The following is a 22,465-nucleotide window of genomic DNA, read 5'->3' as shown; positions in this document are numbered from 1 at the left end:
GCCGGCGACGGCGTGCCGGTCGGTACTCCGTCAGTACTGCGGGCGCAGAGGTATGCCCGACGCGGTGCCGTCGAGCTTCGCGCCGAGGATCTGGTGGAGCTGGACGACATCCCTCTCGAAGCCGAGCACGCATCCTGCCATGTACAGGCGCCAGACCCGGGCGGTGCCCTCCCCGACCTCGGCGACCGCCTCGTCCCAGTGCTGTTCGAGGTTGGCGCCCCAGTGGCGCAGGGTCAGGGCGTAGTGCTCGCGCAGGTTCTCCTGGTGCCGGATCTCGAACCCGGCGTCGTTCATGGCCACCTGGATCTCGCCCGCCCCCTCCAGCTCCCCGTCGGGGAACACGTACCGGTTGATGACACCCTTGGTGTTCATCCGCGGCAGGTCGTTGCGGGGCCGGGTGATGCAGTGGTTGAGCAGGCGCCCACCCGGCACGAGCTTGTCGTAGAGCGAGACGAAGTAGGGGTCGAGGTTGGCAGCCCCGACGTGTTCGGTGAGCCCGATGGAGCTGATGCGGTCGAAGGTGCCGTCGGGAACGTCCCGGTAGTCCATGTGGCGTACCTCGGCGAGGTCGCCCAGCCCCTCCTGGGCGATGCGCTTGGAGGCCCATTCGGCCTGTTCCTTGGACAGCGTCACACCCGTGGCCTTGACGCCGTGCTCCCGAGCGGCGTGCAGCACCATGCCGCCCCAACCGCAGCCCACGTCGAGCAGGCGCATGCCCTCGGCCAGCCCGAGCTTGCGTGCGACGAGCTCGTACTTGCGGAACTGGGCGCTCTCCAGGGCCCCGTCGTCGGCGCCGACACGGTCGAGGCGGCCGTCCTCACCGTCGAAGACCGCACACGTGTAGGTCATGCTCTCGCCGAGGACCATCTCGTAGAAGCGGTTGGAGACGTCGTAGTGGTGGTGGATCGCCTCGGCATCGCGTCTACGGGTGTGCCGCCATCCCATGCTCGCGAGCCTGGACGGTGTGACCTCCTGCGGCGGCGGGGCGACCCGGTTGACGAACTTGACCCAGCCCACGGACCTGGCTATCGCGGCGGCGTCGGACAGGGACAGGTTGACGCCCTCGGCGAAGGCGAACTCGGCCATCGTGCCCAGGGCGGTGTACATGTCACCCTCGAGGTCGAGGTGCCCCGAGACGTAGGCCCGCGTCAGCCCCACTGCGTTCGGGGACTGTGCGAGGTAGTTGACCGCGACCGGCGTGCGCACGTGCACGGCGGTCCCGCTGTCGGGGTCGCCTGCGGTGCTCCCGTCATAGGCGGTGAAACGGATCGGGGCGTCGGGTCCGACGACGCGCTCGAAGATCTCGGCAAGCCGCATGCTGTGTCCTTTCCGCTCGGAGGATGCGGCCCATGTCCACGGGTCGCGTCCCTGTGGTCCGGTCCCGCCTCAGCGGTTGCCCACACACTTGGCGTACAGGTCGAGCAACCTCCCGTGCGGGTCGTAGGCCTCCTTGAGTTCCGCGTAGGCGGGACCGTTGTAGAGCTCCCAGAACTCGTCCTCGGCGTAGAAGGAGTCCGAGTACAGGGACTTGTGCCCGCCGAGCGCTCCGACGACCTCCTCCACCCGCCTGTTGTGGTGGGCCCGGCGCTGGCCGGGGTGCATGTCGACCAGGCCCCAGAAACCGAAGTTGACGTAGAGACGCTCGTCCTCCAGCGGGTAGAGCGGCCAGACGGGGCCCTCCTCACCGGGACGGCGGGGTTCGCGCAGGCGCAGCGGGCACAGCCAGACCGGTGACATCCCGATCTCGCCGTGGAAGAAGTCGAGGAACTCCGCGGCGCGTTCGACGCCCACCTCGACATCCTGGATGAGCGGTTCCTGCTGGGGCCTGCCCCGGTAGAGGTTGAGCAGGCGCGAGAAGTCGGTGCGCCGGTCCAGGGCGACCAGGCGGCGGTAGACGTCGGAGCGTTTGAGGGCACGCGGCCACAGGGCCCGCACGACCGGGTTCTGCACTCCGAACGCCCGCGAGCACCAGAACCAGTCGGTGTCCCAGCGCCACAGGTAGTCCTCGGTGGTGAGGAAGTCGCCGGGGCCGGGCCCCGCCAGCCGCTGGATCGAGCGGTAGTAGATGTCCTGGCCCTTGTAGTCGCTGACCCAGGGCGCGGAGTCGGTGAAACGGGCGACCGTCAGGTACAGCTCGCCCGGGCCGAAGGAGACCCCGTCCACGAAATCCACGCGGCTGCCGTCGTGCTCGGCGTCGGCGCAGATGCGGGCGAGCGCGTCCATAGCCTCGCGGTTGTCGGAGAACCGCAGGTGGCGCAGGTGCACGTAGGGGCCGACCGGTTCGAGCTCGATGCGCAGGCGCAGCGCATACCCGAGAGTGCCGTAGGAGTTGGGGAACCCGCGGAAGAGATCGGCGTGTGCGTTGTCGCGGGTGGCGGTCACGACTTCCCCGCTCCCGGTGAGGACCTCCATCTCCTGGACCGCCTCGTGCGGCAGGCCCGAGCGGAAGGAGGACGACTCGATCCCCAACCCGGTCACGGCCCCGCCCAGGGTGATGGTGCGCAACTGCGGGACGACGTTGGGCATGAGACCGTGCGGCAGGGTGGCGGCGACCAGGTCCTCGTAGGTGGTCATGCCGCCGACGTCTGCCAGGCGCTCGATGGGGTCGATGGAGAGCACGCCGTCGAACGCCGAGACGTCGAGCGCGGGTGCGGACGAGGCCTCCCGGAACCGGAACAGGTTCGAGGTGGGCTTGCCCAGGCGGACGGGTGCGTCCTCGGGCAGTGCCCGGAAGTCCCTGCGCAGTTTCTGCACCGCGCTCACGTGTTCGGCCAGCCCGTGGCGGCCGGACGCGGAGGTGTCGGCCGTTCCCTGCTGTTGAGAGGTCATCCTTCTCCCGCTTCCGGTGTCGGCGACTCACAGCCCGGTTCGGCCGGCCGGGCGGGGCCGCCGGGGCGGGCCGATCCTCTCTGTTCTACCTGTGGGTAACGGGCCAGGGCCACCCCATTTCTCACGTGTCGACCGGCCGTCCTCGGGAACGTCGGCGAGTTTCCCGGGGGCGCGGTGCTGGACGCAGGAGGGGGACGCACCTGCCGAGTGGGCGCCTGCTCGCGAGCTCGAGCGCTGCCCCCAGCAGTCGACGTGTCGACCGACCGGGTGCGGGCGAGGGTGTTGGCAAGACCAGGTGGTGACGGGCGCACATATCATCGGTACTCGTGCGCATCGCTCTCGTTGACTCCGGTATCGGCATGCTCTCGACCGCGGCCGCGTTGCACTCCGCACGGCCCGACGCCGACCTGTTCCTGTCGATGGACCCGGACCACATGCCCTGGGGCGCCCGGACCCCCGACGCCGTCATCGAGCGTGCCCTGGCGGGGGCCCGCGCGGCCTGGGAGGCCGCCGGCGGGCTGGACGCCGTCGTCGTGCCCTGCAACACCGCGTCCGTGCACGGGCTGGCGCGCCTGCGCGAAGTGTTCGAACCCGGGGTGCCGGTCATCGGCACCGTCCCCGCGATCAAACCGGCCGCGCTCTCGGGCGGGCCCATCGCCGTGTGGTCGACCGTGGCGACCACACGCAGCGGGTACCAGCGGCGCCTGGTGGAGACCTTCGCCCAGGACATCGAGGTCACCCCGGTGGCCTGCGCGGGCCTGGCCGAGGCAGTGGAGTCGGCCGACCACCGCGAAGTCACCGACGCCGTCTCCTACGCCGCCGGCCTCACCCCCGGGAACGTTCGCGCGGTGGTCCTGGGCTGCACCCACTACGACCTGGTCGGCGACGAGATCGTCGGGGCGCTGGGCGAGGGCGTGGCCCTGCACACAGCCGCGCACGCCGTGGCCGCGCAGGCCCTGCGCCGAGTCGGCGACCTGCCCCACCAGGGGCGCCCGGGCCGGGTTCGGGTGCTGGCCAGCGGACGCCCTGCGGAGCTGCCCGCAGCAGCGCTGACCTACCCGGCCGGACGGTCCCTCATGGTGCAGGGGTCACCGGCCCGCTCCTTCTGAGACGAGCCCCCGGGATCACACGGCCCGCTGCGACTGCACTTGCGGTCCGGTCTCGCCGCGGTGGTGGCCGGTTCCGGCCACGGACCCGGCGTTCGGGGCGGTGGTGGGAGAAGGGCTCTGCGGAGCGGCCTGGGACTGCGGGTTCGAGGGGGCAGTAGAGGCCGCGGGGGTCTGGCTCCCTGAAGGGGCCGTCGTGACTGCAGGGGCCACAGGAGCAGCGGGGGCCTGCGCGGCGGTACCGGCCTCGGGCAGGGCCCCTGCAGCCAGGGTCCGCACCAGGTTCCGTACCCCCGAGGTGTCGTTGTCGTGCAGGAGGGTCTCCAGCAGGGACAGCGCCGCCTTCTGATCCCCCGGGGTCTCGCGCACATGCCGCCACTGGGGTTCGGTCGCCGCGTCGGAGAGCATGAGCGTGCGCCCGACCTGGCCCAGCGCCGACAGCAGCGGGGTGTCGTGCGGCAGACTCGCCAGGGCGACGTTGACCTGCTCGGCCTGGTGCTCGGGGTCGACCCGGTCGGCGGGCAGGGAGCGCAGATGGGTGAGGATGCGGTCGGCCGGGGCCTCGGGGCGCACCGGCGGCATCGCGGTGATCATCGACCGGGCCTCGGCCAGGTCGCCCCGGATCTCCGACGACTCCCCCAGGTGTGCGATGAGCTCCTCGGCCCGCTGCGCCGAGCAGGTGCCCACCCACTGCGCCCCCCGGACGGCGGCCAGGCGGGCGGCGGCCAGGGCCAGCTCCGCCCCGCGTGCGGGTGCGCCCACCCGCTCGAAGTACCGCGACCACGTGGTGACCCGGACGCCCAGACGCCAGTCGTTGCGCACCGCCCCCAGGCTCACCAGGTTCTCCGCCGCCTCGACCCAGGCCGGACGCATGCTCGGGACCGACTCGGCCTCCTCCACCGTCGGCAGGGTCTCGATGGCCTCATGCGCCGAACAGGCCCCCAGCCGGGCCAGCCAGGACAGCAACCGCGCCCGTTCGAACCGCACCCGGAGGCGCAGGGCGGGATCGCGGGGCCCGCCGCTGCGGGTCGCGAGCTCGCCGCCCAGACGGTCGAGTTCGACCAGGGCCTCCCGGTGGCGGTCCTGGTGTCGCAGGGCGCGGGCGAGGGCGAAGACCCCTCCGGTGCCCAGGACCCCGGGCCCGGTGGCGGTGTGTTCGTACCGGCGCAGCTCGGCCTCGGCACGGTCGGGTGCGCCCTCGTCGACGAGCAGATCGACCCGGGCGAGCGTGAACCCCGGCCAGGCGGGGGTGCGTTCCCAGCCCGCGAGGCGCCGACTGGAGAGCAGCTCACGCCGCAGCTCTGTGGTGCCCCGGGCGTCGATGTTGGCGTGGCATCGCACGGTGTTGGCCAGGGCCGAGACCGGGAGGGTCCCGCGCTCGTGCGGTCCCGGTTCGTCGGCGGCCGCGGCCTCGGCCTGTTTCAGGGCGCGCTGTCCCTCGGCGAGCGCACCGACGCGCACGGCCATGGGCCAGTGAGCCAGGTAGAAGAGCATGGGCGGCCCGAACAGCCCCGGCACCTCGGGTTCGCCGGTGCCCGCCTCGGTCACCAGTCGCCGGGCCACCCGCAGCGCGGAGCGTGCCGTGGCCTCCACCCGCACCGAGTCGCCGGCCTCGCTCATGACGGGAAGCTGGGCCACCGCCTCGGCGAGTTCTTCCTGACCGGCATCGCGCAGTGTGCGTGCGGTCTCCCCCGTCCATGTCCACATCGGCATGTCATCTCCCCCTGTATGTGCCGCGTGAGCACTGAAGGTAGCAGCGCAATCACAGACACGTCATGAGAATGCACAAACCAGTGCCCTTCGCCGCTTCGGGCACCGCCTGATGAAGGAGACGGCCCGATATACTCGGACCACCCGGGGCCCTCCCAGCCGGGTGGCCGCCCCGGAACGCTTCGACCCCGACCGGGTGTGAGGAGACACGACCTCCGATGGGATGGCGAGACCGTTTCGGGCTCCGCAAGGCCAACCGCAACAGCAAGGCCCGGTTCGACCGGCACTCCGAGGACTCCGACATGAAGGCCCTCAAGGAGTTCGCCGAGTCCCGGGTGGGGGTGGAGTTCTTCGTGGAACCGGAGACCTTCGCGACCCAGACCACGGCCGTTGCCGTGGCCACCGACGGTGAATGGACCCGCCGCCGCTGCGGCTCCCCCGAGGCGATCCGTAAGCTCGCCAAGAAGCTCGCGCTGCCCGCATACGACGTGCAGATCGTCGGCTACCCGCAGCGCATGCGCGACTGGAGCGCCCGCAACAAGGGGGACCGCACCCTCTGAGCGCAGGGTGTTCCTGGCCACTCCGACACGCCGCCGAACGTTACCCGAGGGCTGCACTCCCTGCCATTTGGGGCATTGATGACGAGTCCTTGCCGTGACTTCCTCTCCGAACGGGTTCCCATAGGCGCTCCGTTCGTCGCATACTCAGCTCGGAGGGGGGACTCTGATGAAGCAGGATCTCACGGCCCTGTGCTGCGAGTGCGGCGCGATTCGCGAGGTGAGCGACTACCAGAGTGTCGGCGAGGCGCAGTCGGCCTACGGGCTGGCGCGCTGTGTGGTCTGGCGCAAGTGCCGCACCTGCGGATACCGCACTTACCACGCCTATCTCCGCGGGGACGAGGAACGCGACGAACTGGAGGACGCCCTCCAACTGGACGGCGCGCTCGCCGCGGAGGCCCTCGACGAGGAGGTGGAGCAGCTCCGCCTGTGCGGCGTCGAGATCGGGCACGCGCCCGTCCCCGCGATCTGGAACGGTCAGTCCGTGGGAATGGTGACCCAGCGTTTGACCGACCACACGTACTCGATCGTGCTCGACCCCGAGTCCTCGGTGGTCTCACGGCTCAAGCTCATCGACATGATGTGGAACGAGCTGCTCGTGGGTGAGAACGAGGACCGCTGGTTCATCCAGGAACCGGAGGACGACTCCCCCGGGTACGCAGTGCGCCTCTTCGGTTACCGCAGCCGCGGCTGAGCCCCGCCCCACACCTTCCGAGCCGCTCAGCATCGGTGCGTCCGGGGGCTCGCCCCCTGCTCAGCCGACCGCGGCGGCCGCGGGTTCGGTGGCAGCGGCCAGTCGGCGCAGTGCGGACCGGGCGACCTCGGGGTCGCTGGTGCCCCAGTACGGCGGGAGCGAGGCCCGCAGGAAACCCCCGTACCGGGCCTTGGCCAGGCGGGGGTCGAGCACGGCGATGACCCCGCGGTCCTCGGTGGAGCGCAGCAGGCGTCCGGTGCCCTGGGCGAGCAGGAGCGCGGCGTGCGTGGCGGCCACGGACAGGAACCCGTTGCCCCCGTGCGCGCTGATCGAGCGCTGGCGGGCCGAGGAGAGCGGGTCGTCGGGCCGCGGGAACGGGATGCGGTCCACGACCACCAGGGACAGGGAAGGCCCGGGCACGTCGACGCCCTGCCACAGCGACAGGGTGCCGAACAGGCAGGAGCGCTCCTCCTCGGCGAAGCGGCTCACGAGTCGGCCGGTGGAGTCCTCGCCCTGGCACAGGATCGGGTGGTCGAGGCGTTCGCGCAGTTCCTCACTGGCCTGTTGAGCGGCGCGCATCGAGGAGAACAGGCACAGGGCCCGCCCGTCGGCGGCCTGGATGAGCTCGGCGATCTCGTCGAGGTAGGCGGGGTCGGGACCGTCCCGTCCCGGCTGGGGCAGGTGGGTGGCCACGTAGAGGATGCCCCGGCGGGAGTGCTCGAACGGGGATCCGACATCGAGGGCGCGCCAGCGGGGTTCGCCCTCGGCGCGGTGGGGCCCGTCCTCGTCCTCGCCCACGCCCTCGGTCCCTGTGTCGGGGACGGGCGACAGGCCGCGGGCCTCGCGGTCGGCGGCCTCCTCGGTGACCTCGCGGCCCAGCCCCCACTGCCCGGCCAGGGCGCGGAAGTCGCCGCCGAGGGTGAGGGTGGCGGAGGTGAGCACGACGGTCCGGTCGCCGAAGAGTTTGTCGCGCAGCAGCCCGCCGATGGTGAGCGGAGCGACGTTGAGGGAGGGCGGGCGCGAGGGCGCCTTGGTGAGCCAGACGACCTCGGTGCGTTCGCGCAGGGGCTTGTCGTAGCTCTCCAGAACGGACACGGCCGCGTCGTGGACCTCGTTGAGGGCGGCCAGGGCCATGCGGCGGTCGCCGGCGGTGTCGGGGTCCATGTCGCCGGGTGCCGGACCGATCGCGGTCACGCACGCGGAGGCGGCGTCGCGGGTTGCAGCCACGGCCCCGGCCAGGCCGTCGTCGATCTGGTCCAGGCGGCCGTCGGGGGCCTCGGTGAACATCATGGCCAGGCCCTCGGCGCACTCGGTGAGGCGTTCGCTGGTGCCGGCCTCGACCAGGCGTGCGGCGCGCTTGGCGGCGGAGCTGACGGTGCGTTCGGTGAGGGTCTCGGTGGCCACGGAGGTGGCGCGGTCGACCAGCTCGTGGGCCTCGTCGATGACGATCGTGTCGTGCTCGGGCAGGAGGTGGAAGTCCTGCTGCATGTCGATGGAGAGCATGGCGTGGTTGGTGACCACGACGTCGACGCCGCCGGCGGCCTCGCGGGCGAACTCGGCGAAGCACTCCTGGCCGAAGGGGCAGACCCGCGCCCCGACGCACTCGTTGCCTCCGACGGAGACCTGGCGCCAGGCGAGGTCGCTGACACCGGGTTCGAGCTCGTCGCGGTCGCCGGTGGTGGTCTCCTCGGCCCATTCGTGAAGGCGTGCGACCTGGCGGCCCAGGGAGGAGAGCTGGCGGGGGTCGAAGAGCTCGGTGTCCTCGGCCTCCTCGCCGGCGGTCTGGAGCCGGTTGCGGCACAGGTAGTTGCGACGCCCCTTGAGGACGGCGAACGTGGGCTCGCGGTTGAGCATCGGGGCCAGGGCTCGGGCCAGCCGCGGGAGGTCGCGCTCGATGAGCTGGTTCTGCAGCGCAATGGTCGCGGTGGAGACCACGACGGTGGTGTCCGCGGCCATGGCGTGCCGGATGGCGGCCACGAGGTAGGCCAGGGACTTGCCGGTACCGGTGCCGGCCTGCACCACGAGGTGTTCGCGCTTGTCGACGGCCTCGGAGGCCGCCAGGGCCATGGTCGCCTGGCCCTCGCGGTGGGTGCCGCCCAGGGCGTCGACGGCCGCTTCGAGCATGGAGGGAACGTCCGGGAGATCTGCCACGGGTCGACAGTACCGTTCCGCGGTGACAGGAACGGGCGTTGTCCACAGGGCCCCACGGGGTGTGCGGGCACGGGTGAGGTCCGGCCCCGGAGGCGGGGCCGGACGTGTGCGCCGGGTCGCCGCGTGCTGCGGAGCCCGGCGCGGAGCGGATGGTCAGGCGCCCTCTGTGACCAGCTTCTCCAGCGCGTCGAGCGACTGGGACAGGCCCGTTTCCATCCCGGAGGCGACCATGCCGTCGCGGTCCTCCACGCTCTGGAACACCGTGACGGAGGTGTAGAGGGTACGGCCGTCCTTCTCCTCCAGGGTGCACGTGTCCATGGACACGTGCCCCGGCATGCCCTCGAACTCGAAGGTCTGGACGATGCGTTCGGGCTCGACGGCGTCGTGGAACACCCCGTGGAACCCGTACTCGGTCCCGTCCGGACCCTTCTCGACGTAGCGCCAGCGTCCGCCGGGGCGGGCGTCGGAGACCTCGACACGGGTGTCGGTCTCGTCCATGCCCCACCAGCGGGCGACGGAGTCGGCGTCGGTCATGGCGGCGTAGACCGCCTCGCGGGGTGCGTCGAACGTGCGGGTGATGACGATGTCCTGGCGTCCGGGTTCGGCGACGATCTTCAGATCACTCATGGCTCTGTTCTCCCTCGGTGCCGTTCTGGATCCTGAGCAGTTCCTCGTCCAGGCGGTCGAAGCGGTCCTCCCACTGCTCGTGGTAGCGGCCGAGCCAGTCGGAGACCTCTTCCAGCGGAGCGGTCTCGAGCCGACAGGGGCGCCACTGTGCGGCGCGCCCGCGGGTGACGAGGCCGGCGCGTTCCAGGACCTTGAGGTGTTTGGAGACCGCCTGGAGGCTCATGGCGAACGGCTCCGCCAGTTCGTTGACGGTGGCCTCACCCCGGGACAGCCGGGCGAGGATCGCGCGGCGGGTCGGGTCCGCCAGGGCGGTGAAGGTGAGGCTGAGCGAGTCGGCCGCCATCAGCGATTTCAACCTTTCAGTTGTTCAACTCTTAGGTTGATCACACACCCGCGAAGGGCGCCGTGTCAAGGGGTGGGAGCAAGCCCGGGTGAATCCTTTCCGGGCGGGGCGGGTCGAGGTCCGGGCCGCGGTGGGGCACGGCCGGCGGTTCTGGGTCAGGCGTCCTCGTCGTCCTGAACCCCGGCGGGGTCGGTCATGGAGGCCTCGACCCCGGCCCCGTCGAGCTCGTCCAGCTCCGCGGTCAGCAGGGAACGGGCGGCCTCACTGAGCCCGGAGACACGCTCCAGCTCCACCGTCACCGAGGTGATCCGGGCGTCGTCCACGGCCTCTTCCAAGCGGGAGACCACCTGTTCGGCGGCGAGGAAATCGATGTCGCCGCGCAGGTGCACGTCGAGGGTCCCGCCCGCGCGCGTCAGGCTGTGCACCGGCGAGGGCGGCTCGGACGGGATACGCAGCATGTGCAGGTCGTAATCCTCCGACAGGCGCTCCAGAGCCGCCACGCCGCGCACGCTGTTGCCCGCGCCGTCCAGCGGCGGACTGAACACCCCGACCCCGAAGGAACCGGGCGCCGCCGCGAGGATGCCGCCGCTCACCCCGCTCTTGGCCGGGATCCCCACACGAAGGGCCCACTCTCCCGCGCGGTCGTACATGCCGCAGCTCGACATGACCGACAGGGTGTGCCGGGCTGTGCGGCGCGAGACCACCTGTGCGCCGGTCACCGGGTTGACGCCGCCCGAGGCCAGGGTTGCTGCCATGACCGCGAGGTCGAGCACGGTCACACTCAGCGCACACTGGCGGAAGTAGTCCTGGACCGCCTCCTCGACCGAACCCTCCAGGACTCCCCCGGCCAGGCTCAGATACCCCAGCGCCCGGTTGCGGTGCCCGGTCTCGGCCTCTGACAGATAGACGTCCTCGTCGAGGGACAGGCTGCGGCCGGCGAAGGACGACAGCGCGGCGCGGATGCGTTCGAAACGCCCTTCCGGGCCCGTGCCGTGCACGAGCGAGGTCGTCACGATCGCGCCCGCGTTGATCATCGGGTTCTCCGGGCGGCCCTGCGAGTCGAGGCTGATGGCGTTGAAGGGTTCGCCGCTGGGTTCGGCGCCCACGTGCCTGTGCACGTCGTCGAGACCGCGTTCCTCGATCGCCATCGCGTAGACGAAGGGCTTGGACATCGACTGCACCGTGAAGGCGGCCCCGTCGTCCCCGGCGGAGTAACAGCGCCCGTGCGCGCTCACGGCGGCGATCCCGAAGGCGTCGGGGTCGGCGCCTGCGAGCTCGGGGATGAAGTCGGCCACGCGGCCCTCGTGCCTGGGGGCGACCTCGTCGCGGATCCGTTCGAGCACCGTGACGACGGGGCTCTGGTCGTCGCTGGCCCGGGGGCCGTGGCCGTTCGGGCCGCCTGCGTCGTGATCGCTCGCGCCGTGGTCCATCGGTCCAGTGTAGGAACGCGTGGGGCTCAGGAGCGCTGTCGGGGCAGGTGGCGCGCGAGGAGCACGGAGACGTCGTCGGCGGAACGGGATGGAGTGGCGCGCCAGGCGGGCAGCCACGAGCAGGTCGGCCTGGGCCCTCTCGCGGAAGGCGACGGCCTCCCAGAGGGCCTCGGACACCCGCGTCCTCGTTCCTGCGAGCACAGTGGGGACGCTCTGGCACGGCACACGCCCGTGTCCGGAACCGGCCTACCCGGCAACGGGGCGGAGCGTTGCCACAGTGGTGGACACGGAAGGGGCCCAGGGTGTCCGAGGGGCCAGGTGAAGGGGAGAACACATGTCACACAGGTTCCAGGTCGGCGACCACGTGGAGTGGAACTCCGAGGCCGGCCGGGTGTCCGGGACGATCACCAAGGTGCACACGGCCGACTTCGACTACAAGGGGCACACCAGGCGGGCGTCGCCGGAGGAACCGCAGTACGAGATCGAGAGCGACCTCACCGACCACGTCGCGGCACACAAGGGGTCCGTGCTGCGCCTGGTCGACGGAGAGCAGTGAGCGGGACGGAGAGCGGAACCACGGGCGGTGCGGCTCGCGGGCGCCTCTTCACGGTCGGGCACTCGAACCGGACCCTCGCGGAGTTCACCGGCCTGCTGCAGGAGCACGGGGTCGCGCTGGTCGTGGACGTGCGGAAGCTGCCGGGCTCGGCGCGGCACCCGCAGTTCGACGAGGACACGCTCACGGGGACCCTCGCGGACCTGGGGATCACCCTGCAGCGGGCAGAGGAGCTGACCGGGCGACGGCCCGTGAGCAAGGACGTCCCGTTCGAGGTGAACGCGTGGTGGCAGAACCGGAGCTTCCACAACTACGCGGACCACGCGCTGTCGGAGGGATTCGCACACGCGCTGGCGCTCCTGCGCGAGTGGGGGCACGCGCACCCGACCGCCGTCATGTGCGCGGAGGCGGTGTGGTGGCGGTGCCACCGGAGGATCATCGCGGACCACCTGCTCGCACGGGGCGAGGACGTGTTCCACGTTCTGGGCCCGGGCCGGGGCGAGCCCGCGCGGTTGAGCCCGGGCGCGGTGGTCGGGCGCGGGGACGACGGGCTCGTCACCTATCCTGGAGGGCGGCCCCCGTGATGCGCGGTCCGGAGCAGGCCTTGGACTCCGTACACACGAACGGCGGGGCGGGCCTGAGACCCGCGCGTGCGTACAGGTCGGGGCCGTCGGAAATCCTCGGATCAGGGAGCGGGGTCGACCAGCGTGATCAGGTCCGGATCGTCGCTGGTCCACCGTTCCAGGGCCGCACCGCCGGTGCAGGTGCACAGTTCGGCCGTCACCCCGCCCACGCCGCGCGCCACCACCCGCCGCGTACCGCCGTACTCCTCCCGACGAAGAAGTCGGGCCGCGGGGCCGACCGGGGGTCCATGTCCTGTTCCTGCCCGCACGTTGCTCTCGGGAACAGATTGCGTTCGAGGCACTGGCCGAGGTCCTGTAGAGTTGAGGCATCGCCTTCGGGCGACCCACACGGGGCTATGGCGCAGTTGGTAGCGCGCCTCCATGGCATGGAGGAGGTCTGGGGTTCGAATCCCCATAGCTCCACCGACGAAGGGCCCTGCGGGAGCGGACACGATCCGCCTCGCAGGGCCCTTTTCCGTTGCACAGGGGCGCCGAGGACGCGCATCCGGGCCCGTCCCACAGAACCGCCCCCTCGTGAGCGGGCGTTCCCGGACCCTCACCCGCCCTCGGCCGCTTCCTTGAGCACCGCGAGCCGGTCGTCCCACCCCTGCCCGATCCGGTCGAGGTCCCGGCCGAGCGCGCTCAACCGCTCCCCCACGGCCACGTGTACGACCTCGCGCCCCCGCCGCTGCGAGAACACGAGCCCCGCGGCGGCGAGCACCTCCAGGTGCTTGACGATGGCCTGCCGGCTGACCGGGAGTTCACGCGCGAGCGCGGACGCCGAGGCGGGCTCGCGTCCGATCCGCACCAGGACCTTCCATCGCGTGCCGTCCGCCAGCGCGGCGAAGGCGGCGTCGGGTGGAGCGCTCACTACTGCCCCCGGAGCCGTTCGGCGAGCGTGGTGAGGCCGCCCTCCCACCCGAGGCGTTCCATGGCGGCCTCGTCCGCGGAGGCCAGGCCGGTGTGCTCGACGGTCACGAGCGAACCCGTCCCGGAGGCCCGGACGGTCACACGGACCCGCGGAGCGTCGGCGCCCGGTTCCGTGTCGGGTTCCCGCGCCAGGCGGAACGCGAGCTCCGACGGCGCCGCAACACGTTCGACGCGCCCCAGGTAGATGCCGTGCCCCTCCCATTCGAGGCGCATCGGCGCACCCTCGCTCAGTGTGTAGGCAGCGCCGCCGAACGCGTACCACGAGGCCAGATCGGCGACCACGTCCCAAGCACGATCGGGGCCGGCCGTCACATGCACCGCGCGCCTGACCCTGGTCGGATCGGTGTGGGCCCGCGCGACCTCGAGCTCCTCGACCCAGCCCTGCTCCTGGCCCTCGCGTAGTCGGCGGTCGGCCCCCAGCGCCTCGAGCCCGCTCTCCACGACGGTGAGCCGGACCCCGCCGGGGAGTTCGTCCAGCCGGAACTCCACCTGCGTGGCGGGGTCGTCGGCGCTGGTCCCCCTGTGCCACCTGTACAGGGCCCGTGCGTGGGGTTCGAGCCCGAGCTCCTCGACACGGAAGGACCCCTGCACGGGGTCCGTGACGAGGTACGCGCCTCCACCCAGGTCCTCGACCTCGTGTGCGACGATCTCCCCGTCGTTGACGAACCATCCGGGGCGTGTGAGGAGCTCCCACACACGCTCGGGTGGGGCGTCGATGTCCACATGGCGTTCGACGTTGTCCATACCGACCTCCTGTGCAACCCCACGGTTGCATCAGGGCCAGAAGGACCGCAACCCTTCAGTTGCATGTGCGTAAGATCGTCGGCGCCCCCGTACGACCGCTCGCATCCGGCCGCACGTGCTCCACTCCGCCTGCACCTGCCCGATACGACCACGGAGGCACCATGATCCGCGAGGCCACACCCGACGACGTCGAGGGCGCCGCCGACACCCTCACCGCCGCGTTCGCCGAGTATCCCTTCACCCGCCACACCATCAGCGCCGACGACCACCTGGCCAGGCTCCGCGAGTTCCAGCACCTCTTCCTCGCCGAGGTCGGACTACCGCACGGACGTGTGTGGGTGAGCGACGACCTGGACGCCGTCGCAGTGTGGTCCACCCCGGTCGGCGATGCGGGACCGACGCTGCAGAGGCTGCTTCCCCGCCTGGTCGAGCTCGCCGGTGACCGCTCCGACGCCTACGCCTCCGCCGAGGCGGCCATGGAGATCCACCGGCCCTCGGAACCCGTGTGGTTCCTGGGCACCGTCGGCGTGCGCCCTTCCGCGCAGGGCCGCGGCCTGGGACGTGCGGTCATCGAACCGGGGCTGGCGGCCGCCGACGCCGAGGGCGTGCCCACGTTCCTGGAGACCTCCACCGAGGCCAACGTGGGTGTCTACACCGCGCTCGGGTTCGAGGTCACCGCCGAGTACGACCTGCCCGACGGCGGCCCGCGCACGTGGGCGATGCTCCGCCGGCCCTTCCCCTGAGTCCGGGCCCTTCCCAGGCGCGCGCAGTGGTGCTAGCTTCGGCGCAGCGTCGCGTGTCGTGGCAGTCCGTGCCGGGCATGAGGCGCCGGATCCACGGAGGAGTTCGACGATGTTCACGTCGTTCCCTTCGCCCTCTCGTGTCTGAGGGCGGGAAGACCAGGTTGATCGCCTGGAGCCACGAAATGCGCGCGGTGCACACACGCCTGCGCGAGGCACTGCGGGTCGCCCGCGACGCCGTACGCGAGAGTCGGCCCGCCAAGGGTGCCACCCGCGACCTCCTGCTGTTCTGTCACGGGTTCTGCGCTGCCCTCACAGGCCACCACGAGGGCGAGGACGGCACCTTGTTCCCCGCCATCGCGGCCGCGTACCCGGACCTGCGCGGGACCCTGGCACAGCTGGAGCAGGACCACTCGATGATCTTCCACCTGCTCGCAGAGTTGCAGGACGCGGTGGACGAGGGGGCGCCGCCCGAGGAACTGGATCTCCACCTCGAAGGCGTCTCCGCGCTCATGGAGAACCACTTCCGGTACGAGGAACGCCGGCTGCTGACGGTGCTCGAGACCCTGGAACTGGATCGGGACCCCTCGGACGCCCTGGGCCCGCTGTGACCCCGGCCCGTTCCCTGCCCCGACCTGCGGTTCTATGCTCGGAGCATGGACGACGAGGTGCGCCGTGCCTACGACGCCTACGCGCCCCGCTACGACCGGTAGACCCGGTGGTACGAGCGTGTGATGCTGGGCGACGGACGGGCCTGGGCATGTTCCAGGCTCGGGGGTTCACCGATCACACGATGTCGGTGCAGGACGTGGCCGAACTCGCCGCCCGGGCCGCATTGGACGGGGCCGTGGCCATCACGGGCACGGTCATCAACGCGACCGGTGGGGCCGTGCCCGACTGACCGCCGACCCGGGATGCTGCTCTCCGCTCGCAACCGACCCGCACCACAGGACCAGGCGCCACCGCACATCTGCCCACATCCACCACAAGGGGCGCGAGCTCCGGCGAGCGCACACCGGGGGCCCGGGGGGTCGTCCCTCCGAGAAACACAAAGGCCCTGCGAAGGCGGACGAGGTCCGGCGAGCAGGGCCCGAGTGGAGCTATGGGGATTCGAACCCCAGACCTCCTCCATGCCATGGAGGCGCGCTACCAACTGCGCCATAGCCCCTGGTGTGCCGGGCGGTTCCCCCGCTCGGCGATGTTTCCACTGTACCGGATGTTGGGGGTGCCTTGGCCAGCTGTTCACATGTGAGGTGGCCCTCCCCGTCAGTGAATATCCTGATGTGGTGACCGAATCCAAGCTTGAGATCCAGATGCTCCACGACCGCCTGCTGGTACGGGCGGTCCCGGACACGAGCGAGCGGCGCAGCAGTGCCGGCTTGGTCATCCCCGACACCGTGAAACTGGCGACGCGGATGGCCTGGGGTGAGGTGTGCGGTGCCGGGACGAGTGTGCGCCACGTGAAGACCGGTGACCGTGTGCTCTTCGATCCTGAGGAGCAGGGCGAGGTCGAGATCAACGGTGAGCGGTACGTGATCCTGCGCGAGCGGGACGTGCACGCCACGGCCAACGAGTCCCCGGAGCGAGGCACCGGCCTCTACCTCTGAGCCCGCCCGTCACCCGCCCTCGCACACCAACGCCCTCCTCGCGTCCCGACCTTCCCGAACGCCCCGCCACCCCGGCGGGGCGTTCGTGTGCCCGAATCCTCGGCACCCGTCGCGCCGACGGCGTTCGACGGCACTGAGAAACGCGTGCACGGCCGGGTGCCGACCCCGCCTCTGCTCCGGCACGGGTCGGCGGGCCCCGGACTCACCCCTTGACTGCTCCGGACGTCAGCCCGGCCACGATCCGCCGCTGCAGCACCAGCGCGAACAGGATCAACGGGATCGACACCAGTACCGAGGCCGCCATCACCTGTCCGATCGGGTCCTCGTACCCCACCCGTTCGAAGGTTCCGATGAAGACCGGGACCGTCTGCACGTTGAGGTCGGCGGGCGCGAACGAGAAGGCCAGCAGGAACTCGTTGGTCGCGTACACGAACGTCAGGATCGCCGCGGCGCCCACACCGGGTGCGGCCAGGGGCGCCACCACCCGCCAGAAGGCCTGGAACGGGGTGGCCCCGTCGACCTTGGCCGACTCCTCGATCTCCTTGGGGATCCCGGCGAAGAACGTGGTGAGGATGAAGATCGCCAGCGGCAGGGTCAGCGCGACGTAGGGCAGGATCATGCCGGCGTAAGAGTTGAGCAACGACAGCCCGATGAGCCCGTCGAGCTCCAGGTACACCTGGTACAGCGGGTTGACCAGCGCGACCGGCGGGAACAGCGTCGCGACCAGGGTCAGCGCCAGGATCACGAACTTGCCCGCCAGCGGCAGCCGTGCGAGCGCGTACCCCGCGAGGGCGGCCACGGGGATGCAGATGAGCGTGGTCACCGACGCGACGATCAACGAGTTGCGCAGTGCGTACTGGAACCCGAGGTCCACGACCTGCTCGTAGCTCTCGAGGGTGAAGGGCCCGCGCAGGATGTTGGGATCGATGAGCGCGTCCGCGCCGGTGCGCAGGCTGGTCATGGCCATCCACAGGAACGGGAACAGGCACCAGACCACGACCACGGCCAGGCCGAGGATCTTCAGCGTGCCCACGACCCAGGGCGGGAGGCCCTTGCTGCGCCCGCGGCGCGGGGGTGTGGCGGCGGTCGGCCGCGGGGACCGCAAGGTGTGCTCGCTCATGCCTTCTCCTTCCGCGGTGCGGCCTCGCCGACCACCTGTCGGCCCATCCGGCTGATGAAGGCCAGGCCCACGAGCATGACGATGACGAACGTGATGGTGGAGAGCGCGTTGGCGTAGCCGAGGTCGGGTTCGGCGATCAGGTAGCGCTGCGCGTACACCGACAGGGTCGCCAGGGAGTTCGAGTACCCGGCGAAGATGTAGGCGAAGTCGAACATGCGCAGAGCGTCGACCGTCCGGAACAGCAGGGCGACCACGATCGCGGGCTTGAGGAGCGGCAGCGTGACGTACCAGAACCGCTGCAGGGCGTTGGCCCCGTCCACCCTGGCGGCCTCGTAGAAGTCGCGCGGGATGGTCTGCAACCCGGCCAGGAGCAGCAGCGCCACGAAGGGCGCGGTCTTCCACACGTCGGCGCTGATGATGCCGACCATCGACCAGAACGGGTCGCGCAGCCAGTTGATGTCCGTGCCCAGGACCGCGTTCACGAAGCCGGGGTTGTGGTCGAACATGTACCGCCACACCTGCGCCGCGACCGCGGTCGGAACGACCCAGGGCACGAGGATGACCACGCGGGTCAGGCCGCGTCCGACGAAGGCCTGGTGCATGATGAGCGCGAACGCCATCCCGATGACGAACTCCAGCGACACAGACGCCACGGTGAACACGAACGTGTTGAACACGGCGCTGTAGAAGCCGCTGTCGCCGAGGGCGTCGAGGTAGTTGCCGAGACCTACGAAGTCCTGGTCGAAACCGCGGATCCGGTACAGGCTCATCCCGATCGCGTACAAGACCGGGAAGAGGGCGATGAGGGCCATGAAGGCGAACGACGGGGCGAGGAAGAACCTGCCCATCGCGCGCTCCCCCAGGCCGTGGCCGCGCCGCGATCGCGCTTTCGGGGTTCCCGCCGCCACGGTCCTCACTCCTCTCCGACTGCGTCTTGGGCGGCATCGTCCACCGACTCCAGGGCCTCGTCCGGGTCCGTCTGCCCCAGGAAGGCCGGGTGGATGTGGTCCTGCACGGCCAGGGACAGCGAGTTGTAACCGGGGACCGGCGGCCGGGCCTCGGCGTCGGCGAGGATGTCCCCGAGCATCTGGAAGTCGGGGTCCCCGGTCTCGTCGTAGATGCTCTGCATGGTCGGCGGCAGGCTGTTGTCGAGCAGGGCGTCCTGGGCCTCGGGGTCTGTTGCGGCCCAGGTCACGAACTCGCGCGCGAGCTCCTCGTTCTCGCTGAGAGTGCTGACGGCGTTGTTGAACCCGCCCAGCACGCTGGTGCTGCCCTCGCCGTGGAAGGTGGGCAGCGGGGCCACGGCGAAGTCGTCGGCCACGGCGCTCTCCTCGCCCTCCTCCCCCGCCAGGAGCGGGACGGCGTAAGGCCAGTTGCGCATGTAGACGGCCTCGCCGGACTGGAAGAGGGCGCGGGCGTCGTCCTCGACCATGGAGTCGTACCCCTCGGCGAAGAAGCCCTGTTCGTTGGCGCGGACCATGAAGTCCAGGGCGGTCTCGGCGGCGTCGCCCTCCGCGAAGGTGCTGTTCTCCTGCGCCTCGTCGTAGAGCTCGCCCTCGGCGCCCCAGAAGAGTTCAAAGAAGGAGAGCACGAACCCCTCGTACCGGTCGCCGAGCCCCACGAACGGGGCGATGCCCTCCTCCTCCGCGGCTTCCGTGCCGGTCTCCAGGACCTCTTCCCAGGTCGTGGGCGGATCGTCCACGAGGTCGGTGCGGTAATAGAGGAAGGCGCCGTTGGAGGAGTACGGGAGGGCGTACATCTCCTGCTGCCACTGGGCGCTGTCGACGGCACCCTCCAGGCTGGTGTCCTCGACCTCGGGGCGCAGGTCCTCGAGGCTCTCGATGTATCCGTAGTCGGCGAACTCTCCGGTCCAGATGACGTCGAGCCCGAGCACGTCGAACTCCCCGGCCCGGCTCTGGAGGTCCTGGAAGAGGGCCTGGCGCTGCTCGTCGGCGGTGGCGGCGAGGAAGAAGATCTCGACCTGCCGATCGGGGTTCTTCTCGTTCCAGAGCCGGGCGACGGCCTCGTGCGCGGGCCGGTCGGACGAGCCGATGGCCCACACGAACTCGGGGTCGTCGGCGAGTCCGGCGCTCTCGTCGCCTTCGTCCTGGGGCGGCTCGCCGCACCCGGTGGCCAGGGCGAGGCCCAGCGCGAGGGCTCCGGCCGCCCAGGCGCGCGCCGTTTGTCCGGCGGGCCTTGGCACTTCGGACATGGCTCTGTACCTCCTCGCCCCCGGCGCCCGGTGGGCCCGCGGCATCGCAACGGTCGTGGTCGTCCCCCGAGCTGTGCGAAAACGATGCCACCGTGGATGTGACTCAGTCAACACGATCCGCGGGCAGAACAACGGAAACCCGCACTGAGAGGGCTGCCCCGTTCCGGAACCGTCATGAAAACGTTGCCATGGCGCAGGTCACACGTCTACGGTGGCCGCATGCCGAAACGGTCTGCCGGCATGCGCGACGTGGCCCGTCGAGCGGAGGTATCGCTCTCGACGGTCTCGCGTGTGCTCCGGGNGGGGGGCCCGCCGACGAACTCTCCTACGCGGTCTCGCGCAACGCCTCCGGCCTGGTGACCGGGCGCACCTGCCGGGTCGCCGTCGTGGTCCCGTCCCTGCGCCCGTGGTTCTTCGGAGCACTCGCCTCGGGGCTCGGTCACGCCCTGCACAGTGCGGGGCTCGACATGCTCGTGCACCAGGCCGACGGGATGGAGAACTGGACCCGCGAACTCCCGCTCGCACACAACTCCGACGCCCTCGTGGCGGTGGCGCTGCAGGTCACCGAGGCACAGTACTCCCGGATCGGTGAACTGGCGGGGCCCGTCGTACTCGCCGGCGAGGAGCTTCCCGGCCGGGCGAGCGTGTTCATCGACGACCGCGCCGGTACCGCGGGCGCCACCCACCACCTGCTCAATCTCGGCCACATCCGCATCGCCTACATCGGTACGCAAACGGAACACGGGCCGAGCCGCAGTTCCGCCGCACGCCTGGCCGGATATCACGACGCCATGGCGGAGGCGGGCCAGGAACCCTGGACGGTGACGAAGTCCCCCGGCCCTGACGGCGGGGAGCTCGCCGTCGGTGAGCTGCTCTCGAACCAGAGCCCGCCCACGGCCGTGCTCGCCGAGAGCGACGACGTGGCCCTGGGGGCGTACCGGGCGCTGCGCCGTTCCGGGGTTCGGGTGCCCGAGGCGATCTCCCTCATGGGCTTCGACGACCACGACGCCTCCGCGGCCCTCGACCTGACCACAGTCGACCAGGGCCCCGAGGCGCTCGGGGTTGCCGCCGGCCACCTGGCCGCCGACCTCGTGCACGGTCGGCGCCCCTGCGACACCCGGATCGAACTGCCGGTCCAGATAGTCCCCCGCCAGTCCACCGCCGCTCCTCAGGAGCGCCGGACGTCCCCGTGAGAACCGACCCGAAGGGCTCCACATGCACCAATGGTGGCGCGACGCCGTGCTGTACCAGGTCTATCCACGCAGTTTCACCGACTCGAACGGCGACGGGGTGGGCGACCTGCCCGGCCTCACCGCGCGGTTGGACCACGTCGCCGCCCTGGGGGTGCACGGGATCTGGCTGTCGCCCTTCTACCCGTCCCCCTGGACCGACGGGGGGTACGACGTGTCCGACTTCCGGGACGTGGACCCGAGCCTGGGCACGCTGGCAGACTTCGAGGCGATGGTGCGGGCCGCACACAAGCGGCGGCTCAAGGTCATGATCGACATCGTGCCGAACCACACCTCCCTGGAGCACCCGTGGTTCCGGGCGGCGCTGGAGGCAGGGCCCGGGTCGCCGGAGCGGGACCTGTACGTGTTCCGCGACGGGAAAGGGCCCGACGGGGAACTGCCGCCGACGGACTGGCGCTCGACCTTCGGCGGCTCAGCGTGGACCCGGGTTCCGGACGGGCAGTGGTACCTGCACATGTTCGCGCCCGAGCAGCCGGACCTGAACTGGGACCACCCTCGGGTGCACGAGGAGTTCCGGGGGATCCTGCGGTTCTGGGCCGACCGGGGGGTGGACGGGTTCCGGATCGACGTCGCCTACGCCATGGCCAAGGACCTCGCCGAACCGCTGCGCGAGCTGACGCCCGTGGAGGGCGGGCGGTTCGAGGACATCGAAGCCAACCCCGACCACCCGCTGCTGGACCGGCCGGAGGTGCACGAGGTGCACCGGGACTGGCGGCAGGTGGCCGACTCCTACGATCCGCCGCGGGCCATGGTGGGCGAGGTGTGGCTGCCCAGCGAACGGCGGGTGCTGTACACGCGCCCGGACGAGCTCCACCAGGCGTTCAACTTCGACTTCCTGAAGGCGCCGTGGGACGCCGACGCCTACCGGACGGTCATCGACTCCTCCCTCGCCGACGCGCACCGGGTGGGCACCGTGCCGACGTGGGTGATCGGCAACCATGACGTGGTGCGGCCCGCGTCGGTACTGGGGCTCCCCGCCGGGACCGACCTGCACGCGTGGCTGCTCTCCGACGGCCACGACCCCGAACCCGACCCGGAGCAGGGGCAGAGGCGGGCCCGGGCGCTCGCGCTTCTGGAGCTGGGGCTGCCGGGGTCGGCCTACATCTATCAGGGCGAGGAACTGGGGTTGCCGGAGGTCGCCGACCTGCCGGCGGCGGCGTTGGAGGACCCCCGGTGGGCCAACAGCGACCACACGGACAAGGGGCGCGACGGTTGCCGGGTTCCATTGCCCTGGACCCC

The 22,465-nt window shown here is 71.0% G+C and carries 24 protein-coding genes and 2 tRNA genes; 13 read left to right on the top strand and 13 right to left on the bottom strand.

The annotated features are described in order from the left end of the window. Nucleotides 1–30 precede the first annotated feature (30 nt). Both D474_RS0105165 and D474_RS0105160 read right to left on the bottom strand, forming a co-directional pair. Complete coding sequence (locus D474_RS0105165) at nucleotides 31–1,317, bottom strand: SAM-dependent methyltransferase (protein WP_017612527.1); 1,287 nt, start codon at nucleotides 1,315–1,317, stop codon at nucleotides 31–33. Between the two features lie 69 nt (nucleotides 1,318–1,386). Continuing rightward, nucleotides 1,387–2,829, bottom strand: a complete 1,443-nt coding sequence (locus D474_RS0105160; RefSeq protein ID WP_017612526.1) for an FAD-binding oxidoreductase — start codon at nucleotides 2,827–2,829, stop codon at nucleotides 1,387–1,389. 326 nt (nucleotides 2,830–3,155) lie between these two features. Here D474_RS0105160 and D474_RS0105155 point away from each other — a divergent pair, with 326 nt between their 5' ends. Beyond that, a complete protein-coding gene (locus tag D474_RS0105155; RefSeq protein ID WP_017612525.1) occupies nucleotides 3,156–3,938 on the top strand; it encodes a glutamate racemase in 783 nt (260 codons plus the stop codon). 15 nt (nucleotides 3,939–3,953) lie between these two features. On the opposite strand, the gene D474_RS0105150 is transcribed toward D474_RS0105155, so the two are convergent. Continuing rightward, nucleotides 3,954–5,648, bottom strand: a complete 1,695-nt coding sequence (locus tag D474_RS0105150; protein WP_017612524.1) for a hypothetical protein — start codon at nucleotides 5,646–5,648, stop codon at nucleotides 3,954–3,956. A gap of 215 nt (nucleotides 5,649–5,863) precedes the next feature. On the opposite strand from D474_RS0105150, the gene D474_RS0105145 reads away from it, so the two are divergent. Next, a complete protein-coding gene (locus D474_RS0105145) occupies nucleotides 5,864–6,205 on the top strand; it encodes a hypothetical protein (RefSeq protein ID WP_017612523.1) in 342 nt (113 codons plus the stop codon). Between the two features lie 166 nt (nucleotides 6,206–6,371). Next, nucleotides 6,372–6,896, top strand: a complete 525-nt coding sequence (locus D474_RS0105140) for a DUF6315 family protein (protein WP_017612522.1) — start codon at nucleotides 6,372–6,374, stop codon at nucleotides 6,894–6,896. Nucleotides 6,897–6,956: 60 nt separating this feature from the next. On the opposite strand, the gene D474_RS0105135 is transcribed toward D474_RS0105140, so the two are convergent. From D474_RS0105135 to glsA, 4 genes are all read right to left on the bottom strand, one after another. Further along, nucleotides 6,957–9,047 carry an ATP-dependent DNA helicase gene (locus D474_RS0105135; RefSeq protein ID WP_017612521.1) on the bottom strand — a complete coding sequence of 697 codons (2,091 nt, stop codon included), beginning with the start codon at nucleotides 9,045–9,047 and terminating at the stop codon, nucleotides 6,957–6,959. Between the two features lie 153 nt (nucleotides 9,048–9,200). Next, on the bottom strand, nucleotides 9,201–9,674 hold the full coding sequence (locus tag D474_RS0105130) for an SRPBCC family protein (protein ID WP_017612520.1): 474 nt from the start codon (nucleotides 9,672–9,674) through the stop codon (nucleotides 9,201–9,203). Next, nucleotides 9,667–10,017 carry an ArsR/SmtB family transcription factor gene (locus D474_RS0105125; RefSeq protein ID WP_017612519.1) on the bottom strand — a complete coding sequence of 117 codons (351 nt, stop codon included), beginning with the start codon at nucleotides 10,015–10,017 and terminating at the stop codon, nucleotides 9,667–9,669. Before D474_RS0105125 ends, D474_RS0105130 begins: the two co-directional genes overlap by 8 nt. A gap of 155 nt (nucleotides 10,018–10,172) precedes the next feature. Beyond that, nucleotides 10,173–11,447, bottom strand: coding sequence for a glutaminase A (gene glsA, locus D474_RS0105120; RefSeq protein ID WP_051050917.1), 1,275 nt, complete (start codon nucleotides 11,445–11,447; stop codon nucleotides 10,173–10,175). Nucleotides 11,448–11,781: 334 nt separating this feature from the next. Here glsA and D474_RS0105115 point away from each other — a divergent pair, with 334 nt between their 5' ends. From D474_RS0105115 to D474_RS0105100, 3 genes are all read left to right on the top strand, one after another. Beyond that, complete coding sequence (locus tag D474_RS0105115; protein ID WP_017612517.1) at nucleotides 11,782–12,003, top strand: hypervirulence associated TUDOR domain-containing protein; 222 nt, start codon at nucleotides 11,782–11,784, stop codon at nucleotides 12,001–12,003. After that, nucleotides 12,000–12,584 carry a DUF488 domain-containing protein gene (locus tag D474_RS0105110; protein WP_017612516.1) on the top strand — a complete coding sequence of 195 codons (585 nt, stop codon included), beginning with the start codon at nucleotides 12,000–12,002 and terminating at the stop codon, nucleotides 12,582–12,584. Before D474_RS0105115 ends, D474_RS0105110 begins: the two co-directional genes overlap by 4 nt. Before the next feature lie 389 nt (nucleotides 12,585–12,973). Continuing rightward, nucleotides 12,974–13,046 (top strand) — tRNA-Ala (locus tag D474_RS0105100). Nucleotides 13,047–13,179: 133 nt separating this feature from the next. On the opposite strand, the gene D474_RS0105095 is transcribed toward D474_RS0105100, so the two are convergent. Further along, nucleotides 13,180–13,494, bottom strand: a complete 315-nt coding sequence (locus tag D474_RS0105095) for an ArsR/SmtB family transcription factor (RefSeq protein ID WP_017612514.1) — start codon at nucleotides 13,492–13,494, stop codon at nucleotides 13,180–13,182. Further along, nucleotides 13,494–14,297 carry an SRPBCC family protein gene (locus tag D474_RS0105090; RefSeq protein ID WP_017612513.1) on the bottom strand — a complete coding sequence of 268 codons (804 nt, stop codon included), beginning with the start codon at nucleotides 14,295–14,297 and terminating at the stop codon, nucleotides 13,494–13,496. Before D474_RS0105090 ends, D474_RS0105095 begins: the two co-directional genes overlap by 1 nt. A gap of 161 nt (nucleotides 14,298–14,458) precedes the next feature. Here D474_RS0105090 and D474_RS0105085 point away from each other — a divergent pair, with 161 nt between their 5' ends. The 3 genes from D474_RS0105085 to D474_RS32165 all read left to right on the top strand — a co-directional run bounded on the left by D474_RS0105085 (nucleotide 14,459) and on the right by D474_RS32165 (nucleotide 15,938). Next, nucleotides 14,459–15,040 (top strand): GNAT family N-acetyltransferase, encoded by a 582-nt coding sequence (locus D474_RS0105085; RefSeq protein ID WP_017612512.1) that lies wholly within the window; start codon nucleotides 14,459–14,461, stop codon nucleotides 15,038–15,040. 137 nt (nucleotides 15,041–15,177) lie between these two features. Continuing rightward, nucleotides 15,178–15,648, top strand: coding sequence for a hemerythrin domain-containing protein (locus D474_RS0105080; protein WP_026118182.1), 471 nt, complete (start codon nucleotides 15,178–15,180; stop codon nucleotides 15,646–15,648). A 149-nt stretch (nucleotides 15,649–15,797) separates the two neighbouring features. After that, nucleotides 15,798–15,938: a hypothetical protein gene (locus D474_RS32165; RefSeq protein ID WP_017612510.1), complete on the top strand. Its 141-nt coding sequence runs from the start codon at nucleotides 15,798–15,800 to the stop codon at nucleotides 15,936–15,938. Between the two features lie 194 nt (nucleotides 15,939–16,132). On the opposite strand, the gene D474_RS0105070 is transcribed toward D474_RS32165, so the two are convergent. After that, nucleotides 16,133–16,205: transfer RNA gene (locus D474_RS0105070), tRNA-Ala, on the bottom strand. A 145-nt stretch (nucleotides 16,206–16,350) separates the two neighbouring features. Between D474_RS0105070 and D474_RS0105065 the strand changes: the two genes are divergently transcribed. Continuing rightward, complete coding sequence (locus D474_RS0105065; RefSeq protein ID WP_026118181.1) at nucleotides 16,351–16,644, top strand: GroES family chaperonin; 294 nt, start codon at nucleotides 16,351–16,353, stop codon at nucleotides 16,642–16,644. A 202-nt stretch (nucleotides 16,645–16,846) separates the two neighbouring features. On the opposite strand, the gene D474_RS0105060 is transcribed toward D474_RS0105065, so the two are convergent. The 3 genes from D474_RS0105060 to D474_RS0105050 form a co-directional block, all read right to left on the bottom strand. Next, nucleotides 16,847–17,764, bottom strand: coding sequence for a carbohydrate ABC transporter permease (locus D474_RS0105060; RefSeq protein ID WP_017612508.1), 918 nt, complete (start codon nucleotides 17,762–17,764; stop codon nucleotides 16,847–16,849). Beyond that, entirely contained in the window at nucleotides 17,761–18,612 is an 852-nt protein-coding gene (locus D474_RS0105055) for a carbohydrate ABC transporter permease (protein WP_017612507.1), read from the bottom strand. The genes D474_RS0105060 and D474_RS0105055 overlap by 4 nt, the downstream gene beginning before the upstream one ends. Before the next feature lie 65 nt (nucleotides 18,613–18,677). Then, on the bottom strand, nucleotides 18,678–19,976 hold the full coding sequence (locus D474_RS0105050) for an ABC transporter substrate-binding protein (RefSeq protein WP_017612506.1): 1,299 nt from the start codon (nucleotides 19,974–19,976) through the stop codon (nucleotides 18,678–18,680). A gap of 174 nt (nucleotides 19,977–20,150) precedes the next feature. On the opposite strand from D474_RS0105050, the gene D474_RS34400 reads away from it, so the two are divergent. The 3 genes from D474_RS34400 to D474_RS0105040 form a co-directional block, all read left to right on the top strand. Then, complete coding sequence (locus D474_RS34400) at nucleotides 20,151–20,336, top strand: LacI family DNA-binding transcriptional regulator (protein ID WP_449289342.1); 186 nt, start codon at nucleotides 20,151–20,153, stop codon at nucleotides 20,334–20,336. After that, nucleotides 20,333–21,169: a LacI family DNA-binding transcriptional regulator gene (locus tag D474_RS27725; RefSeq protein WP_449289341.1), complete on the top strand. Its 837-nt coding sequence runs from the start codon at nucleotides 20,333–20,335 to the stop codon at nucleotides 21,167–21,169. The genes D474_RS34400 and D474_RS27725 overlap by 4 nt, the downstream gene beginning before the upstream one ends. Before the next feature lie 22 nt (nucleotides 21,170–21,191). Continuing rightward, nucleotides 21,192–22,465 (top strand): glycoside hydrolase family 13 protein (locus tag D474_RS0105040; protein ID WP_017612505.1); only part of this gene is annotated, 1,274 nt, incomplete at its 3' end.

Source organism: Nocardiopsis salina YIM 90010 (genome assembly GCF_000341025.1).
Classification (GTDB): Bacteria; Actinomycetota; Actinomycetes; order Streptosporangiales; family Streptosporangiaceae; genus Nocardiopsis; species Nocardiopsis salina.
This window is presented reverse-complemented; position numbering and strand designations above follow the sequence as displayed.

Coding starts and splice junctions, on each gene's coding strand:
- D474_RS0105165 (WP_017612527.1), bottom strand. CDS start 1,317: ATGCGGCTTGCCGAGATCTTCGAGCGCGTCGTCGGACCCGACGCCCCG.
- D474_RS0105160 (WP_017612526.1), bottom strand. CDS start 2,829: ATGACCTCTCAACAGCAGGGAACGGCCGACACCTCCGCGTCCGGCCGC.
- D474_RS0105150 (WP_017612524.1), bottom strand. CDS start 5,648: ATGCCGATGTGGACATGGACGGGGGAGACCGCACGCACACTGCGCGAT.
- D474_RS0105145 (WP_017612523.1), top strand. CDS start 5,864: ATGGGATGGCGAGACCGTTTCGGGCTCCGCAAGGCCAACCGCAACAGC.
- D474_RS0105140 (WP_017612522.1), top strand. CDS start 6,372: ATGAAGCAGGATCTCACGGCCCTGTGCTGCGAGTGCGGCGCGATTCGC.
- D474_RS0105130 (WP_017612520.1), bottom strand. CDS start 9,674: ATGAGTGATCTGAAGATCGTCGCCGAACCCGGACGCCAGGACATCGTC.
- D474_RS0105125 (WP_017612519.1), bottom strand. CDS start 10,017: ATGGCGGCCGACTCGCTCAGCCTCACCTTCACCGCCCTGGCGGACCCG.
- glsA (WP_051050917.1), bottom strand. CDS start 11,447: ATGGACCACGGCGCGAGCGATCACGACGCAGGCGGCCCGAACGGCCAC.
- D474_RS0105115 (WP_017612517.1), top strand. CDS start 11,782: ATGTCACACAGGTTCCAGGTCGGCGACCACGTGGAGTGGAACTCCGAG.
- D474_RS0105090 (WP_017612513.1), bottom strand. CDS start 14,297: ATGGACAACGTCGAACGCCATGTGGACATCGACGCCCCACCCGAGCGT.
- D474_RS0105085 (WP_017612512.1), top strand. CDS start 14,459: ATGATCCGCGAGGCCACACCCGACGACGTCGAGGGCGCCGCCGACACC.
- D474_RS32165 (WP_017612510.1), top strand. CDS start 15,798: ATGTTCCAGGCTCGGGGGTTCACCGATCACACGATGTCGGTGCAGGAC.
- D474_RS0105065 (WP_026118181.1), top strand. CDS start 16,351: ATGCTCCACGACCGCCTGCTGGTACGGGCGGTCCCGGACACGAGCGAG.
- D474_RS0105060 (WP_017612508.1), bottom strand. CDS start 17,764: ATGAGCGAGCACACCTTGCGGTCCCCGCGGCCGACCGCCGCCACACCC.
- D474_RS0105055 (WP_017612507.1), bottom strand. CDS start 18,612: ATGGGCAGGTTCTTCCTCGCCCCGTCGTTCGCCTTCATGGCCCTCATC.
- D474_RS0105050 (WP_017612506.1), bottom strand. CDS start 19,976: ATGTCCGAAGTGCCAAGGCCCGCCGGACAAACGGCGCGCGCCTGGGCG.